The sequence below is a fragment of the Tistrella mobilis KA081020-065 genome (genome assembly GCF_000264455.2).
In the GTDB taxonomy this organism is placed as follows: Bacteria; Pseudomonadota; Alphaproteobacteria; order Tistrellales; family Tistrellaceae; genus Tistrella; species Tistrella mobilis.
The window spans coordinates 920,004-934,002 of the sequence record NC_017956.1 but is presented as its reverse complement, the minus strand read 5'-3'; the positions used below and the strand labels follow the sequence as shown (position 1 = coordinate 934,002).

Genomic DNA, 13,999 nt, shown 5'->3' with positions numbered 1-13,999 from the left:
ACACAGGGCGACCCCTCAGAAAGTTACGTGGATATGACGACGGACGGCTTCAACCCCCCCGATGACGGTTCGATGACGGCAATGAATGGCATGGGCCGCCCCGGGCCCCGCCGTCTGATCGTCGGCATCTCGGGCGCCTCGGGCGTCGTCTACGGTATCCGCCTGTTGCAGTTGCTGAAATCGGCCGGGATCGAGAGCCATCTGGTGATGAGCAAGGCGGCCGAGATGACGGTCGCCTATGAAACCGCTCTGCGCATCGCCGAGGTGAAGGCCCTGGCCCACACGGTCCATGATCCGCGCGATGTGGGTGCTGCGATCTCCAGCGGCTCGTTCCGCACGCTGGGCATGGTGGTCGCCCCCTGCTCGATCCGCAGCCTGTCGGAAATCGCCTATGGCAACACCACCGGCCTGCTGACCCGTGCCGCCGATGTGGTGCTGAAGGAACGCCGCCGGCTGGTGCTGATGGTCCGCGAAACCCCGCTGCATCTGGGCCATCTGCGCGCCATGACCCAGGCCGCGGAAGCCGGCGCCATCATCGCCCCGCCGGTCCCGGCCTTCTATGCAAAGCCCGACAGCCTGCAGGCGATGATCGACCACACCCTCGGCCGGGTGCTGGACCTCTTCGACATCGACACGCCGGGGCTGAAGCGGTGGGGGGAGACGCCGCCTCAGGGCCAGGAGGATTGATCCGAGGGCAGACGGCCTTCGGGGTCGTACACCACGACCCGATGCGGCAGATCGGCCCCCCACCGCCACAGAACAAGGTTCTGGTCGTCCGCAGCGGCACCCGTCGCGAAACTCGGGACCAGGACGCCTGCAGCTCCGGCCCCGATCAGCCGCCGCGCCAGTCTCCAGGTCGGAGGTTCTTTGCCGGCCAGAGCCAGCATGAGCCACGCGCACGCCATGTCCTGCGAATCAATCCCGGCGTTCTGCCAGTCTTTTGCAGTCCGCAGATCGACGACGGGTTCACAATCGACGTCGTAAACGCACAACGTGCACGGAGACATCCGCTCAGGCAGGCCTGCGGACACTTCAAGGAGAGTGGTTTCGATCCTGAGCGACAGGTAGAGCGCGGGCACGCCTGGCGGATTGAACCGGCCGCCCCGAACCGCCGCACCGTCACCCGAAAGTGGCCTGAACGCCCATTTCGGATCGTGAGCCCGATAGCAGACGCCGGCGAACCTCACGCATAACCGCCCAGAGCGACATGATCGAGATAGTCGCGGACGGCGCTCGCCCCGCCTGTCTTGACCAGAGACTCGGCGGTACGATTTCCCAGAGCCGGAATGGGATAGGCGCGATACCACGAAAGGGCGGCACGTGGGCCTCCGGCCCAGGCTTCGACACGCTGGAGGATCTCCAGCATTTCCTTGAGACGCCTGGCCGCTACGGTGTGGCGCGGTCCCCGTCGCTGCAACAGGCTGTCCTTATCCACGCCAAGCATGTCCACGACATCCGGCATCGGAACGCCCAAAACACGCGCAATCTTTTGGGTGGCGATCAAACGTCGCCTCAAATCTCTCTGGAAAGCCGAGTCGAACTTCCCTATGTCATGAAGAAGGCCGGCAATCGATGCCGGACGTTCAGACAGATGGGTGGGAACACGCCCGCGATTATCTCGCACATGCAACTCTGAGGCGTAATTCTTCATCGCGTGCCTCCATTACATGGTTGAAATGTAAGGGAGCGCTGAGAAACGGTCAAGGTCTCCGCCGCCACCCCACCAGCTGCCGGATCTTGTCATCCGCCCCCGGTCCCGCCACGGCGGTGATCTCCTGCGGGCGGAGGGGGCGGCCGTCTTCGGAGCGGACCGCCATCTGCGCCACCGGGCGGCCGGTGGCGGTTTCGGTCAGGAACATGCGCTCGCCACCGGGATCCGGGGTCCAGCGCTCGCCCCAATGGAGCAGCGCCACCATCACCGGATAGAGGCCGAGCCCCTGTTCGGTCAGCCGGTATTCATAGGACCGGCCGTCGGTGGGCGACGGGGTCTTGCGCAGGATGCCCGCCTCGGTCATCTGCTTCAGTCGGGTGGAGAGCACGCTCGACGACAGGCCCAGATGGTCCTGGAAGGCGTCGAAGGTGCGCATGCCGTTGAAGGCGTTGCGCAGGATCAGGAAACCGTCGATCGATCCCACCACGTCGAGCGCATGGGCGATGCTGCAATTCATCCGATCGAGCGGTTCCCGCGCCACCGTGCTCCCCTCCCGCGTACTCTCCTCCCGGCCGGATATCAGCCGGCGATCATGCCGGCGAGGCGCTGATTGATCAGGCCTTCCGCCTCGGACATGATCCGGTCGATCAGCTCCTGACAGCTCGGCACGTCGTGGATCAGGCCGGCGACCATGCCGCAGCTCCAGGCGCCGGCATCCATCTCGCCCTCGATCATCACCCGCGGATAGACGCCGGCCACCAGATCGTGGATGTCGTCGATCTTGAGGTCGGCCCCCTTTTCGCGCTCGATCTCGACCAGCCGGTCGACCGCGGCATTGGCCAGCACGCGCTCGGTATTGCGCAGCGGGCGCATGACCAGGCGGGTATCGAGTTCGGTCGCGGCCACGATCGCCTGCTTGACGTTCTCGTGGACCGGCGCCTCTTTGGTCGCGATGAAGCGGGTGCCCATGTTCATGCCGTCGGCACCCAGAGCCAGCGCCGCGACCAGACTGCGCGCATCGGCCATGCCGCCCGAGGCGACGAAGGGGATGGTCAGCTCTTCCGCCGCCCGTGGCAGCAGGATCATGTTGGGGATGTCGTCCTCCCCCGGATGACCGCCGCATTCGAAACCGTCGACGCTGACCGCATCGCAGCCGATCTTCTCGGCCTTCAGCGCATGGCGGACCGAGGTGCATTTATGGATCACCTTGATCCCCGCCGCCTTCAGCGCCGGCATATAGGCCTCGGGGCTGCGGCCGGCCGTCTCGACGATCTTCACACCGCCCTCGACGATCGCCTGGATGTATTCCGGATAGGGCGGCGCCTGGAAGGTCGGCAGGAAGGTCAGGTTCACGCCGAAGGGCTGGTCGGTCATCTCGCGGGCCCGCGCGATCTCGCGCGCCAGAAGCTCGGGCGTCTTCTGGGTCAGGCCGGTGATGATGCCGAGCGCACCGGCATTCGACACCGCGGCCGCAAGCTCGGCGAAGCCCACATAATGCATGCCGCCCTGGATGATCGGATGCCGGATGCCCAGCAGTTCCGTGATGCGCGTCTTCATGAGGCGTTCCTGCCTTCCCGTTCAGGACCGGGGCCTTCGATGGCCCCCGTGTCATTTAGCTTCGATTTTCGAAGCTATCTCCGGGCGCGACGGAAGGCAAGCCCGCGACGGGCGGCGCGGCATCGCGGGTGGCGCGGATCATCAGGTCGCGCCAGGCCGCCATCGGCCGGACCGGCGCATCGGCGGCAAGCGTCAGACCGGGGGTCAGCCCCTCGGCCTGGAAGGCGCGGATCAGGCCGGCATCGCGGGCGATCACATGGATCGGCACGCTGTGCGGGGCATCCGCCGGGGTGACCAGCGGCGGCTGGTGATCGCCGACCACGATCAGCAGGGCGTTTTCCGGCATGCGCTCCACGGCCCAGCGGCCGACCAGGGCCAGGGTGTAGTCCAGCGCATTGGCATAGCGTTCCGCCCAGACGGCCGTGTCGCGGGCAAAGGGCTGGCCCTCGGGCGGGGCAGCTGTCTCGAAGATCTGCCCGCCGGCGGCGCCCGCCATCGACCAGTCGTCGAGCAGCGGCGGCAGCGGCCCCCAGGGGTGATGGCTGGTGATCATGGCGAATTCGAGGAAGAGCGGCGGCCGATCCACGGGTGCCTGCTCCTCGGCGGCATAGCGGTCCAGCGCATACTGATCCGGCACCGTCGGCCAGCCGAAAGCCGGGCCGCGATAGTCGAGTGCCACCGCATCCATCACCCGGTCATAGCCGAAGGCGGCCGCCTCGGGCCAGGTTTCGCGGATGGCCGGCATCAGCGCCACCGTCCGCCAGCCGGCACGGCCGAACAGGTCGACCAGCGTCGTGCGCCCGGCCGAGAGCGCATAGTCATAGGCCCGCTGCCGGTCGAGCGTCAGGCCCGAAAGCAGCGTGCCATGGGCCAGCCAGGACTGGCCGCCGACGACGGGGCTGTCCAGCCAGCCGCTCACCACCCGGAAGCCCGCGGCATCGAGCCTGTGCCCCAGATCCGCCAGCCGCCGGCCCACCGCATAGCGGATCCGCGGATCGTGATGGGCCGACCAGCCATAGCTTTCCATGAAGAACAGGTTCACGTCGCGGCCGCTCAGCCGCGGAAACAGGGCCGGCCCCGGCAGGTGAGCTGCGGGATCATCCGCCACCGCCGCGGCAAGCTCCGCCTCGATCCGGGCCCGTGCCTTCAACGCATCGGCCTGGAAGGCGGCGAGCCGCAGCGCCCCCGCCCCCACCGGCCCGCCGGTCTGGCTGGCGGCCCCGACCACCTGGCCCAGCGCCAGCATGCCGCCCAGCACCGCGACGGTCATCGCGGGGCGACGGCCGCCGGTCAGATGGCGCCGGGCCAGGATCTGGCCGCGCCGCGCCAGCAGATAGACCGCCACCGCCGGCAGGATCCAGAAGCCGAGCACGACGGCGAGCCGCGCCGGATCACCCGCCAGCACATCCCAGAGCGCCGGCATCAGATAGAGATCGCGACCGAGATCGAGCGGCCGGCCCGCGGCGGCATGGGCGACCAGATCGGCGCCCCTCAGCAGCACCAGCGCCGCCAGACCGGCCGCCGCCAGCCGGAGCAGGAAACCCGGCAGCCAGCGTTCGGCCTGTGCCGGGCTGCGGGCCAGGTTGCTGCCGCGGCTGACGGGAAAGCCCCCCGGCAGGGCCAGGGCGAGCAGGATGACCGCCGCCACCTCGACCGACAGGCGGAAATGGGCCGGCGTGAACCAGGCATCGAAGCGCGCCGGCATGTTGACCAGCAGGCCGGCCAGGATCCAGACCAGCAGCAGGCGGGCAAGGCCGGCTGCGAAGCTTGTGGGGGGCTGTCTCACCTCGGGGCGATCCTCGTCAGCACGGGAGGCGGGGATGCGGCAGGCACGAGCGGCAGGCAGAACGCCCGGAAGTGGAAGAAGATGGGCCGGCCCGGTCCGGGATCAAGCGCGGTCGCCGGCCTCCTCCCGCGGAATGCTCTCCCCCCGCGGAATGGCGGGCCCCATGCTGGCCACCAGCCCGTCCCGCACCCGGGTCCAGCCGTCGGGCAGGGCCACCAGCAGCACCCCATACAGATTCAGCATGCGGGCAAAGGCGGTGCGGCCGTCTTCCCCCGCGCCGAGCGGCCGGGCGAGGCCGTCCAACACCGGCGCCAGGGCATCGAGCATGGCGGTCTCTGCCGCGATCTCCTGGGCGAGCAGGCCGTCGCCGATCGCCCGGGCACGATCCGCCGCCATGCCGGCCATGACCGGGGCATCGCCGCGCAGCCGACGGCGCAGGGCGCGCAGCGGCCGCACCACCTCGGCCCGCCAACCGGCGGCTGCGGCATCCAGCGCCGCAATGCCATGCGCGTCCAGCCGGCGGCCGGTCGCAGCGGCATGGTGGAAGGCCAGGATCAGCACCACATCGGCGCCATGGCCGTCCTGGGCCTCAAGGCAGACCTCCCGCGCCGACGGCCGGCCATAGACCGCATGGGCATGGCGGCCGAGGGGGGTCTGCGGCGTGGAGGGTGCAGGCACGGGGCTGGGCATGATGCGCATCTTCCGGCAATGTCTTGGGAGAGAGCGTGCTGGGGAGGGCGGCGCGCTGGGCTTATGCGTCGGCGCGAGTATACACGGCCGGGCGGTGTTTGTATGATCCGCGGCCCCCGATCCCTCCTGAAGGTCCGGCAGCCGCGCCGGCCCGATCCGCCAGAGACAGAAGGACCAGGCTTCATGACCGGAACGCCCGCCGGAACACCCGCCACCACCGCGCCCCTGGTCGGCATCGTGATGGGCAGCCAATCCGACTGGGCCACCATGCGCCATGCCGCGGTGCTGCTGGAACGTTTCGGCATCCCGCACGAGGTGCGCATCGTCTCGGCCCATCGCACGCCGCAGCGCATGGCCGATTACGCTGCCGCCGCGCGCGGCCGGGGCCTGCAGGTCATCATCGCCGGTGCCGGCGGCGCCGCCCATCTGCCGGGCATGATCGCCGCCCAGACCAGCGTGCCGGTCTTCGGCGTGCCGGTGCAGAGCAAGGCGCTTAACGGCATGGACAGCCTGCTGTCGATCGTGCAGATGCCGGCCGGCATCCCCGTCGGCACGCTGGCGATCGGCGAGGCGGGCGCCAAGAATGCCGCCCTGCTCGCCGCCGCCGTGGTCGCCAACCACGATGCCGCCGTGCTGGAGGCGCTGGAAGCCTTCCGCGCCGAGCAGACCGACGGCGTGGCGCTGGAACCGGTCGACGACCAGGCCTGAGCCGCCTTCTCATCTTCCCTCACCCTGTACGGACGACCCCGATGACCGATCGCACCACCACCCCCGCCCCGCTCGCCCCCGGTTCGGTGATCGGCATCATGGGCGGCGGACAGCTTGGCCGGATGGCTGCGATCGCGGCCGCGCGGATGGGCTACAAGGTCCATGTCTATGCCCCCGAAGCGGAAAGCCCGGCAGCCGAGGTGGCCGATGCCTGGACCCGCGCGGCCTGGGACGACGCGGCCGCCCTCGACGCCTTCGCGGCCGCAGTGGATGTGGTGACCTTCGAATTCGAGAACGTGCCAGCGGCAAGCGTCGCGGGGCTGGCGGCGAAGCGCCCGGTGCGTCCGGCCTGGACGGTGCTGGAGACCACCCAGGACCGCCTGTCCGAGAAGGATTTCGTCAACCGGCTGGGCATCGGTACGGCGCCCTATGCCCGGGTGGACGATGTCGACGGGCTGGTGGCCGCGATCGAGAGGCTGGGCCGGCCGGCGATCCTGAAGACCCGCACGCTCGGCTATGACGGCAAGGGTCAGGCCCGCATCGCGGCCGAGGGCGACATCCGCGCCGCGGCCGAAGCCGCCTTCGCGACGATCGGCAGTCGGCCGGCCATCCTCGAAGGGATGGTCGATTTCGGCTGCGAGATCTCGGTGATCGTCGCCCGCACGCCCGCAGGCGAGGTGCGCTGCTTCGAGCCGGCCGAGAACGAGCACCGCAACGGCATCCTGCATCTGAGCCGGGTGCCGGCGCGGGTGCCGGCCGCCATCGCCGCCGAGGCCGAACGCATCGCGCTGGCGCTGGCCGAGGCCTTCGGCCTGGAGGGGCTGCTGGCGGTGGAGATGTTCGTCACCCGCGATGGCCGGGTACTGGTCAACGAGATGGCGCCGCGGCCGCATAATTCGGGGCACTGGTCGTTCGACGCCGCCGCGACCAGCCAGTTCGAGCAATTCATCCGCGCGGTCGCCGATCTGCCGCTGGGCGACCCCGCGCGGCTGGTCGATGCCGAAATGGAAAACCTGCTGGGCGACGATATCGACCGCTGGCGCGACATCCTGGCCGAGCCGCGCGCCAAGCTGCATCTCTACGGCAAGAGCGAGGCCAAGCCGGGCCGCAAGATGGGCCATGTCACCCGGCTCGGCACCGCGCGCAGCAACAGCTGATACGTCGGGCAGGGGCTCAGCGCCCCCGCATGCGCAGGGAATTGCGGCCGGCGAAGCGGCTGCCGCCGGGCAGGAAGCGGCGCGGATCGGGCAGCATCTTTTCCACCCGGCCGCGGACCTTCTGGATGCGCATCACATCGGCGATCCGCCGGTCCAGGAAGGCGCGGGTATCGGCGAAGCCCTCGCTTTTGTCGTCCAGCCAGACCGCCAGCGTCGAGCTGTAGACCGCGGCCAGGGTTGCGCGCTTGGTGTAGAAGCTGAAATCCGTCGCGGTGTCGCCCGCCGCCCACCACATCGCATCGACCGTGCGATAGAGCGTCTTCAGGCCGAGGGCGGCATTCTGCGGCAGGGCGAGCAGGCCGAGCGCGGTCCGGATCGCCTCGCGATGGGGCAGGTTCTGCTCCAGCCGCACCAGAACCGCGGTGGTGATCCGGCTGCGGATCGGCAGCGACGGCAGATCGATCCGCTCCAGCTCCGCCGCCATCCGCCGGTCGGCATAGTCGCAGAAATGCACGATCAGATCGATCCGCCCGCGCGGGAACAGCCGGCGGGTGGCAGCGGCGTCGAAGCCGGCGGCCTGGCCGGCGCGGCGGACCAGGTCGTCCGTCCAGCCGTCGAAGGGCACATCGGGCAGTGCCTGTTCCAACACCGCGTCGCGATCGCGCAGAAGCTGCGGCACGCCGGCTTCAGGCGCATCGGCACCGCCGGTTTCGGTATCTGAGGGCGGCAGAACCCCGGCCTCGTCGTCAGCGCCCGTCTGGTCGCGGGTATGTCCGTCGTCTGCGGTCATCTTCCGTCTCCCTCAGGATCGGCATGGTCGTCGCGGCACCATGCCAGATCAGCTAGCGTCGCAAGGCTACGCCGTCAACGGGTCATGCCGCCGCATAGGCCGCGTCGAAGAAGGCGCGCTCCGCCGCCACTGCGCGCCGGAACAGATCTTCGACCCGCGCCCGGGCCGCATCATCCAGCATGGCCCCCACCCGGTCGAGCTCCGAGACCAGCCAGCCCACGAACTCCCGGAAGAACGGATTATCGTGGAGTGTGATCCATTCGGCGTGCTCGAAACGTGGCGGCAGGCGGCCCCCGGCTCGCTCGGCCCAGGAGAGATAGCTCCATTCCGCCACCACCAGCACCGCCAGGCAGCAGGCATAGTCGGCCGTCAGCCGCGCCTCGGCCATCAGCGCCTTGAAGGTGGCGGTCGCGGGATGGTCGGGCAGGTCCGCCCGCATCGCCTCGTCCACGCCCAATGCCTTGAAGGCCCGGAGGAAATAGTCGTTCTCGTCGCTGGTCACCATGGCGGCGAAGCGGCAGAGCGGGATCCGCGCCTCGAAGCGGTCGGCCGAGGCGATGGCCGCTCCCAGCAGGGCCACGAATGCGTCGATGAACCGGTGATCCTGAACCAGATAGCGGGCGAGCACCGCATCATCCAGCGTGCCGGCGATCAGCTCGTCGGTGAAGCGGTGGCCGGTGACCGCGCTCCAGTCGGGCTCGGCGGCGGCACGCAGGCTGAGGCTGAAACGCGCCTCGGCGGGGCTGGCGGACATCTGGCATCTCCCTGGGTCTTCTGATCCGGCCACACGCCCTTGCCGGCGTGGGCCCCTTCCCCTATACTCGGTTTCGAACAAACACGCACGCCGTCGGGATCTCGGGACGAGAGGCTGGGAGGCCACTCGTGCCGGCTTTCGTTTCGCAACGGTCGAATCGGTTTGACTTTCATCCGTCGCCCCGGTACCAAAGGCGGCCGATGGTCGCCGAGGGTTTCGGTGGTCGTGATCTGTCGCGGTGCGTCGCGACGGGCCCGGACGGAGGACGTCCGGACCGGGTTTCAATCGACTGACAAGACGGGTGTAGACTTGGTGCAGGTCATCGTTCGCGACAACAATGTCGACCAGGCGCTTCGCGCGCTGAAGAAGAAGATGCAGCGTGAAGGCATCTTCCGCGAGATGAAGATGCGTCGGCATTATGAAAAGCCGTCGGAGAAGCGCGCCCGTGAGGATGCGGAGGCCGTTCGTCGCGCCCGCAAGCTCGCGATGAAGCGTGCGCAGCGCGAGGGCCTGCTCTGAGCAGCAGGCGCGTTCCGCGCCCCGACGACCGGATGCATGCCCTGAAGCCGAACCGGCCCACGGCATGACATACCTGCCGTTACGAAAGACCGCCCTCCCCGCGAGCGGCGGTTTTTTGTTGCCCGGATTCCGGTGACGGGTCTAGCTTCCGCCGGCGCCCTGCCGCGCCGCCCTCCCTCCCCCCGGTCGTGAAGGAAGCCCGATGATCCGGCATATCGTGATGTTCAGCGCCAAGACCCCGGCCGATCTCGCTGCGGTGCGCGACGGCCTCGCGATCCTGGGCGGCATTCCCCATGCCCGCCGCTTCGAGGTCGGCACGAATACCAAGCGCGATGCGCTGTCGTCGGATGTCGACCTGATCGTCTATGCCGAGTTCGACGACGAGGCGGCCCTCGCCGCCTATAAGGCCGACCCGCTTTATGCCGAATCGATCGCCCGCGTCCGCCATCTGCGCGATCTGCGCGTCGTGGCCGATTATGTCGTCGAGGATGCCGTCATCGCCGACCGGCGCGGCTGAGACCGGGCAAAGCGCCCCGGCGTCTCTCCGGTCCAGCGCCGGAAGGCGCGGGTGAAGGCGGCGGCATCGGCATAACCCAGCGCTATCGCCACCCGTTCGACCGCCACCCCCTCGACCAGCAGTCGCCGGGCGCGTTCGGCCAGTGCTGCATCCCGCCGTTGCCGGAAGCTGGTTCCGGCCGCGGCCAGCCGCCTGCGCAACGACCGCTCCGACATCGCCAGCCGCCGCGCGGCCTGAACCAGATCGGCCGGCGGCCCGGCCTCGTCGCGCAGCAGCACGTCGAGTGCCGCCATCGGGCCGCCGACGCCGCGCCTTGCCGCCTCGGCCAGAAAGGCCCGTTCCGCCGTGCGCGTGGCCACCGGATGGGCAAAGGGCAGCGGCCGACCGGCCAGGGCTGCATGATAGACCAGCCGATGCCCGCCGCCCCCGCCGAAGACGAGATGCGGCCCCAGAACCTCGTGGAAACGGTCCCGGTCCTGAACCTCCGACGGTGGCGGAATGTCGATCCCTGCCGCCATCGGCATCACCGGGGCCGCCAGCAGATCGGCGGTGAGCACGGCGGTCGAGACCAGCCCGCGCGCCACCAGAAAGCGATGCACCGCACGCGGCAGAGAGACCAGGCCGTGATCGTCGAGGGTGAAGACGATCGCCTCCCCCGGCGGATATCGGGCGGTGATCGCACTGAATGACAGGCCGAGCGTCGGCAGCCGCGCCCAGAGTGCCAGGGCATCGGCAAAGACCGCGCGGGTCAGCATCGCCCAGCCGAACAGGCCGAAGGCGGAGACGCGATAGCACAGCCCGGTTTCCAGCCCCAGCAGGGCCGGATCCTGGTCCGGCAGGGCGCGCAGCACCGCTTCGATCACCGCCAGTTCCTGCCAGGCCAGCACCGGGGCATCGGCCGGCCGCAAAGCATCCAGCCCGCCCGCGACCGCGAGTGCAGCGGGATCGAGCCCGCGCCCGCGGGCCATCTCCAGGATGTTGACCACGCCCACCGGATCGCGCCGGTCGCCGGCATGGACCATCGTCCCCCTCCTCGTCTTCAGCGGTCGATCTGGCCGATTTTATCAAGAATCCGGCCGGCTCCGCCATAGCCGCCCGGCCCTTGCGGCGGCACTCTCGATCTATCGAAGCCGGCATCACGAACCGGCCGCCCGAAGGGAGGACATGCCCGATGACCGCCAACCCGTTCTTCTCCGCCAAGCCGCCGACCGCCCGCAGCAATGCACCCCGCCCGTCGGCCCATTTCACGGCCCGGCCCCTGACCGGTGCGCTGGGTGCCGAAATCACCGGCATCGACGTCGCCACGGCCTCCGACGCCGCCATTGCCGATCTGCGTGCGGCCCTGGTCCATCATCAGGTGCTGGCCATTCGCGGCCAGAGCCTCGATCCGGCAGGCATGGAACGGGTGGCGCTGCGTTTCGGCGCCTTCGGCCAGGATCCCTACGTGCGCCCCCTGCCCGGCTTCACCAATGTTCTGCGCCTGCTGAAAACGGCGGACGAGGCGCACCCCAATGTCTTCGGCGAGGCCTGGCACAGCGACTGGTCATTCCTCGACACGCCGCCGGCCTTCACCCTGCTCTACGGTCATGACGTGCCCGACTGGGGCGGCGACACCATGTTCGCCAGCCAGATCCGCGCCTGCGAGGCGCTGAGCCCGGCCATGGTCCGGCTGCTGGAACCGCTGAAGGCGGTACACAGCGCCCGGCGCGGCTATGGCCCCGCCAGCCGCGAGGCGGTGGCCGACCGGCTGCCCAATATGGACATCGTGGTCAGCGAGACCGCCATGGCCACCCGCCTGCACCCGGTGATCCGCACCCATCCCGAAACCGGTGCCCGCGCGCTCTATGTCAGCCCGGCCTACACCATCGGCCTCGACGGCTTCACCGATGCCGAGGCAGAGGCCCTGCTCGGCTATCTGTTCCAGCTCTCGGTCGACCACCGCTTCACCTGCCGGGTGCGCTGGGAACAGGGGACCCTGACCATCTGGGACAACCGGTCGGTGCTGCACCTGCCGGTCGGCGACTATCACGGCGCCCGCCGCGAAATGTACCGCGCCACGGTGGCGGGGGATGAGCCGGTGTTGATGCCGGCGTAAGTGCAGGAGCCGGAGCCCTTCGCCGTCCGGATCAACCGGCTCCGTCGTCAAGATCCCGATCATAGATGCGACCGGCCCTTGCATCTGCCATCCCACGATGCAGGCGTTCTGCATTTCGCGGGGACCGGAGCAGATGAAGGGTCTCGATGAGGCCAACCCAGCTTCCACGCGACAGGATGACCACCGGCTCTCGCCCATCGGAGCGACGGACAAGCACCAGCTCCCCGCCATCTGCAACCTCGTCACAGATCTCCTCAAGACGCTCCGCGAAGTCGCACTGACTGACGATGCGCATGTCACCTCCCCTGAGCCGCGCGTCTTTCTGCAGTTTACGAAAAAACGCGGCCTCCGTCGCTGGAGGCCGCGTCTTTCGTCGTCTGATGCGTCGTCGTGGTGCGGTCGGGCGGCGCCTGATCAGGCGTGCTCGATCGCCTTCACGATTTCCTCGGTCATCTTCTTGGCGTCGCCGAAGAGCATCATGGTGTTGTCGCGGAAGAACAGCTCGTTCTCGACGCCGGCATAGCCCGAGGCCATGCTGCGCTTGATGAACAGCACCGTGCCCGCGCGCTCGACGTCCAGGATCGGCATGCCGTAGATCGGGCTTGCCGGGTCGGTCTTGGCCGCCGGGTTGGTCACATCGTTGGCGCCGATGACGAAGGCCACGTCGGTCGAGGCGAAGTCGCGGTTGATGTCTTCCAGCTCGAACACCGCGTCATAGGGCACATTGGCTTCGGCCAGCAGCACGTTCATATGGCCGGGCATGCGGCCCGCGACCGGATGGATGGCGTAGCGGACCTTCACGCCTTCCTTCTCCAGCATGTCGGCCATTTCCTTCAGCGCATGCTGCGCCTGGGCCACCGCCATACCATAGCCGGGGACGATGATCACCGACGAGGCGTTCTTCATGATGAAGGCGGCATCTTCGGCGCTGCCCTGCTTCACGGTGCGGTCACCCAGGTCGGGGCCACCGGCAGCAGCCGAGCTGCCATCGGTGCCGAAGCCGCCCAGGATCACGTTGAAGAACGAGCGGTTCATGCCCTTGCACATGATGTAGGACAGGATCGCGCCGCTCGAGCCCACCAGCGCGCCGGTGATGATCAGCAGGTGGTTTTCCAGGGTGAAGCCGATGCCGGCCGCCGCCCAGCCCGAATAGCTGTTCAGCATCGAGACCACGACCGGCATGTCGGCGCCGCCAATCGGGATGATCAGCAGGATACCCAGCGCCAGCGCGATGAGGGTGAGCAGCCAGAAGGCCGCTGGCGCCTCGGTCAGGCAGAACACCACGATCAGCGCGATCACAGCGATGCCGAGACCGAGATTGATCGGATGCTGCATCGGGAAGCGCACCGGCGCCGACTTGAAGATGCCCTGAAGCTTGCCGAAGGCGATGATCGAGCCGGTGAAGGTGATCGCACCGATGGCCGAGCCCAGCGACAGCTCGATCAGGCTGTTCACCTTGATGCTGCCGGCGGTGCCGATGCCATAGGCCTCGGGCGCGTAATAGGCGGCGATGGCGACGAAGACCGCGGCGAGGCCCACCAGGCTGTGGAAGGCCGCGACCAGCTGCGGCATCGCGGTCATCTGGATGCGCAGCGCGATGATGGTGCCGGCAGCACCGCCGATGATCACGCCCAGCACCACCAGCCAGTAGCTTTCGACACCCGGCTGGAACAGGGTGACCAGCACGGCCAGCGCCATGCCGGCAATGCCGATGCGGTTGCCGTTGCGGGCGCTGACCGGCGAAGACAGCCCCTTCAGCGCCATGATGAAGCAGA

General features: G+C 68.8%; 17 protein-coding genes. 6 read left to right on the top strand and 11 right to left on the bottom strand.

Annotated features, from left to right (window positions below; translation table 11 throughout):
* The first annotated feature begins 72 nt into the window (after positions 1-72).
* Positions 73-687 carry a UbiX family flavin prenyltransferase gene (locus tag TMO_RS04270; protein WP_272481410.1) on the top strand — a complete coding sequence of 205 codons (615 nt, stop codon included), beginning with the start codon at positions 73-75 and terminating at the stop codon, positions 685-687.
* Here the strand turns inward: TMO_RS04270 and TMO_RS31045 are convergent.
* From TMO_RS31045 to TMO_RS29040, 6 genes are all read right to left on the bottom strand, one after another.
* Positions 669-1,187, bottom strand: coding sequence for an RES family NAD+ phosphorylase (locus TMO_RS31045; protein WP_086015133.1), 519 nt, complete (start codon positions 1,185-1,187; stop codon positions 669-671). The genes TMO_RS04270 and TMO_RS31045 overlap by 19 nt on opposite strands.
* Positions 1,184-1,651: an MbcA/ParS/Xre antitoxin family protein gene (locus TMO_RS32000; protein WP_228382261.1), complete on the bottom strand. Its 468-nt coding sequence runs from the start codon at positions 1,649-1,651 to the stop codon at positions 1,184-1,186. Before TMO_RS32000 ends, TMO_RS31045 begins: the two co-directional genes overlap by 4 nt.
* Positions 1,652-1,700: 49 nt before the next feature.
* Positions 1,701-2,192 (bottom strand): winged helix-turn-helix transcriptional regulator, encoded by a 492-nt coding sequence (locus TMO_RS04255; protein ID WP_014744359.1) that lies wholly within the window; start codon positions 2,190-2,192, stop codon positions 1,701-1,703.
* A 38-nt stretch (positions 2,193-2,230) separates the two neighbouring features.
* On the bottom strand, positions 2,231-3,208 hold the full coding sequence (locus tag TMO_RS04250; RefSeq protein ID WP_014744358.1) for an NAD(P)H-dependent flavin oxidoreductase: 978 nt from the start codon (positions 3,206-3,208) through the stop codon (positions 2,231-2,233).
* A 55-nt stretch (positions 3,209-3,263) separates the two neighbouring features.
* Entirely contained in the window at positions 3,264-4,994 is a 1,731-nt protein-coding gene (locus TMO_RS04245; protein WP_014744357.1) for a sulfatase, read from the bottom strand.
* Positions 4,995-5,096: 102 nt separating this feature from the next.
* Positions 5,097-5,684 carry a TIGR02444 family protein gene (locus tag TMO_RS29040; protein WP_014744356.1) on the bottom strand — a complete coding sequence of 196 codons (588 nt, stop codon included), beginning with the start codon at positions 5,682-5,684 and terminating at the stop codon, positions 5,097-5,099.
* Between the two features lie 183 nt (positions 5,685-5,867).
* Here TMO_RS29040 and purE point away from each other — a divergent pair, with 183 nt between their 5' ends.
* Both purE and TMO_RS04230 read left to right on the top strand, forming a co-directional pair.
* Positions 5,868-6,392 carry a 5-(carboxyamino)imidazole ribonucleotide mutase gene (gene purE, locus TMO_RS04235; RefSeq protein ID WP_014744355.1) on the top strand — a complete coding sequence of 175 codons (525 nt, stop codon included), beginning with the start codon at positions 5,868-5,870 and terminating at the stop codon, positions 6,390-6,392.
* A gap of 41 nt (positions 6,393-6,433) precedes the next feature.
* Positions 6,434-7,549 (top strand): 5-(carboxyamino)imidazole ribonucleotide synthase, encoded by a 1,116-nt coding sequence (locus TMO_RS04230; RefSeq protein ID WP_014744354.1) that lies wholly within the window; start codon positions 6,434-6,436, stop codon positions 7,547-7,549.
* A gap of 16 nt (positions 7,550-7,565) precedes the next feature.
* Here TMO_RS04230 and TMO_RS04225 read toward each other — a convergent pair whose 3' ends face one another.
* A complete protein-coding gene (locus TMO_RS04225; protein ID WP_014744353.1) occupies positions 7,566-8,339 on the bottom strand; it encodes a COQ9 family protein in 774 nt (257 codons plus the stop codon).
* Positions 8,340-8,421: 82 nt separating this feature from the next.
* Positions 8,422-9,093: a TenA family protein gene (locus TMO_RS04220; RefSeq protein WP_014744352.1), complete on the bottom strand. Its 672-nt coding sequence runs from the start codon at positions 9,091-9,093 to the stop codon at positions 8,422-8,424.
* A 312-nt stretch (positions 9,094-9,405) separates the two neighbouring features.
* Here TMO_RS04220 and rpsU point away from each other — a divergent pair, with 312 nt between their 5' ends.
* Both rpsU and TMO_RS04210 read left to right on the top strand, forming a co-directional pair.
* Entirely contained in the window at positions 9,406-9,612 is a 207-nt protein-coding gene (rpsU, locus tag TMO_RS04215) for a 30S ribosomal protein S21 (protein WP_014744351.1), read from the top strand.
* A 202-nt stretch (positions 9,613-9,814) separates the two neighbouring features.
* A complete protein-coding gene (locus TMO_RS04210) occupies positions 9,815-10,129 on the top strand; it encodes a Dabb family protein (RefSeq protein ID WP_014744350.1) in 315 nt (104 codons plus the stop codon).
* Here the strand turns inward: TMO_RS04210 and TMO_RS04205 are convergent.
* Positions 10,087-11,151, bottom strand: coding sequence for an AraC family transcriptional regulator (locus tag TMO_RS04205; RefSeq protein WP_014744349.1), 1,065 nt, complete (start codon positions 11,149-11,151; stop codon positions 10,087-10,089). The genes TMO_RS04210 and TMO_RS04205 overlap by 43 nt on opposite strands.
* A gap of 149 nt (positions 11,152-11,300) precedes the next feature.
* Between TMO_RS04205 and TMO_RS04200 the strand changes: the two genes are divergently transcribed.
* Entirely contained in the window at positions 11,301-12,224 is a 924-nt protein-coding gene (locus TMO_RS04200; protein WP_014744348.1) for a TauD/TfdA dioxygenase family protein, read from the top strand.
* 31 nt (positions 12,225-12,255) lie between these two features.
* Here the strand turns inward: TMO_RS04200 and TMO_RS04195 are convergent, their stop codons facing one another.
* A complete protein-coding gene (locus tag TMO_RS04195; RefSeq protein WP_041604823.1) occupies positions 12,256-12,519 on the bottom strand; it encodes a type II toxin-antitoxin system Phd/YefM family antitoxin in 264 nt (87 codons plus the stop codon).
* Between the two features lie 119 nt (positions 12,520-12,638).
* A complete protein-coding gene (locus tag TMO_RS04190; protein WP_051045448.1) occupies positions 12,639-13,988 on the bottom strand; it encodes an NAD(P)(+) transhydrogenase (Re/Si-specific) subunit beta in 1,350 nt (449 codons plus the stop codon).
* Between the last annotated feature and the right edge of the window lie 11 nt (positions 13,989-13,999).

Excerpts from the sequence above, each read along its gene's own strand:
- TMO_RS04270 (WP_272481410.1), top strand. The coding sequence starts at position 73 with ATGACGGCAATGAATGGCATGGGCCGCCCCGGGCCCCGCCGTCTGATC.
- TMO_RS32000 (WP_228382261.1), bottom strand. The coding sequence starts at position 1,651 with ATGAAGAATTACGCCTCAGAGTTGCATGTGCGAGATAATCGCGGGCGT.
- TMO_RS04250 (WP_014744358.1), bottom strand. The coding sequence starts at position 3,208 with ATGAAGACGCGCATCACGGAACTGCTGGGCATCCGGCATCCGATCATC.
- TMO_RS29040 (WP_014744356.1), bottom strand. The coding sequence starts at position 5,684 with ATGCCCAGCCCCGTGCCTGCACCCTCCACGCCGCAGACCCCCCTCGGC.
- purE (WP_014744355.1), top strand. The coding sequence starts at position 5,868 with ATGACCGGAACGCCCGCCGGAACACCCGCCACCACCGCGCCCCTGGTC.
- TMO_RS04230 (WP_014744354.1), top strand. The coding sequence starts at position 6,434 with ATGACCGATCGCACCACCACCCCCGCCCCGCTCGCCCCCGGTTCGGTG.
- TMO_RS04225 (WP_014744353.1), bottom strand. The coding sequence starts at position 8,339 with ATGACCGCAGACGACGGACATACCCGCGACCAGACGGGCGCTGACGAC.
- TMO_RS04220 (WP_014744352.1), bottom strand. The coding sequence starts at position 9,093 with ATGTCCGCCAGCCCCGCCGAGGCGCGTTTCAGCCTCAGCCTGCGTGCC.
- TMO_RS04210 (WP_014744350.1), top strand. The coding sequence starts at position 9,815 with ATGATCCGGCATATCGTGATGTTCAGCGCCAAGACCCCGGCCGATCTC.
- TMO_RS04205 (WP_014744349.1), bottom strand. The coding sequence starts at position 11,151 with ATGGTCCATGCCGGCGACCGGCGCGATCCGGTGGGCGTGGTCAACATC.
- TMO_RS04200 (WP_014744348.1), top strand. The coding sequence starts at position 11,301 with ATGACCGCCAACCCGTTCTTCTCCGCCAAGCCGCCGACCGCCCGCAGC.
- TMO_RS04195 (WP_041604823.1), bottom strand. The coding sequence starts at position 12,519 with ATGCGCATCGTCAGTCAGTGCGACTTCGCGGAGCGTCTTGAGGAGATC.
- TMO_RS04190 (WP_051045448.1), bottom strand. The coding sequence starts at position 13,988 with ATGGCGCTGAAGGGGCTGTCTTCGCCGGTCAGCGCCCGCAACGGCAAC.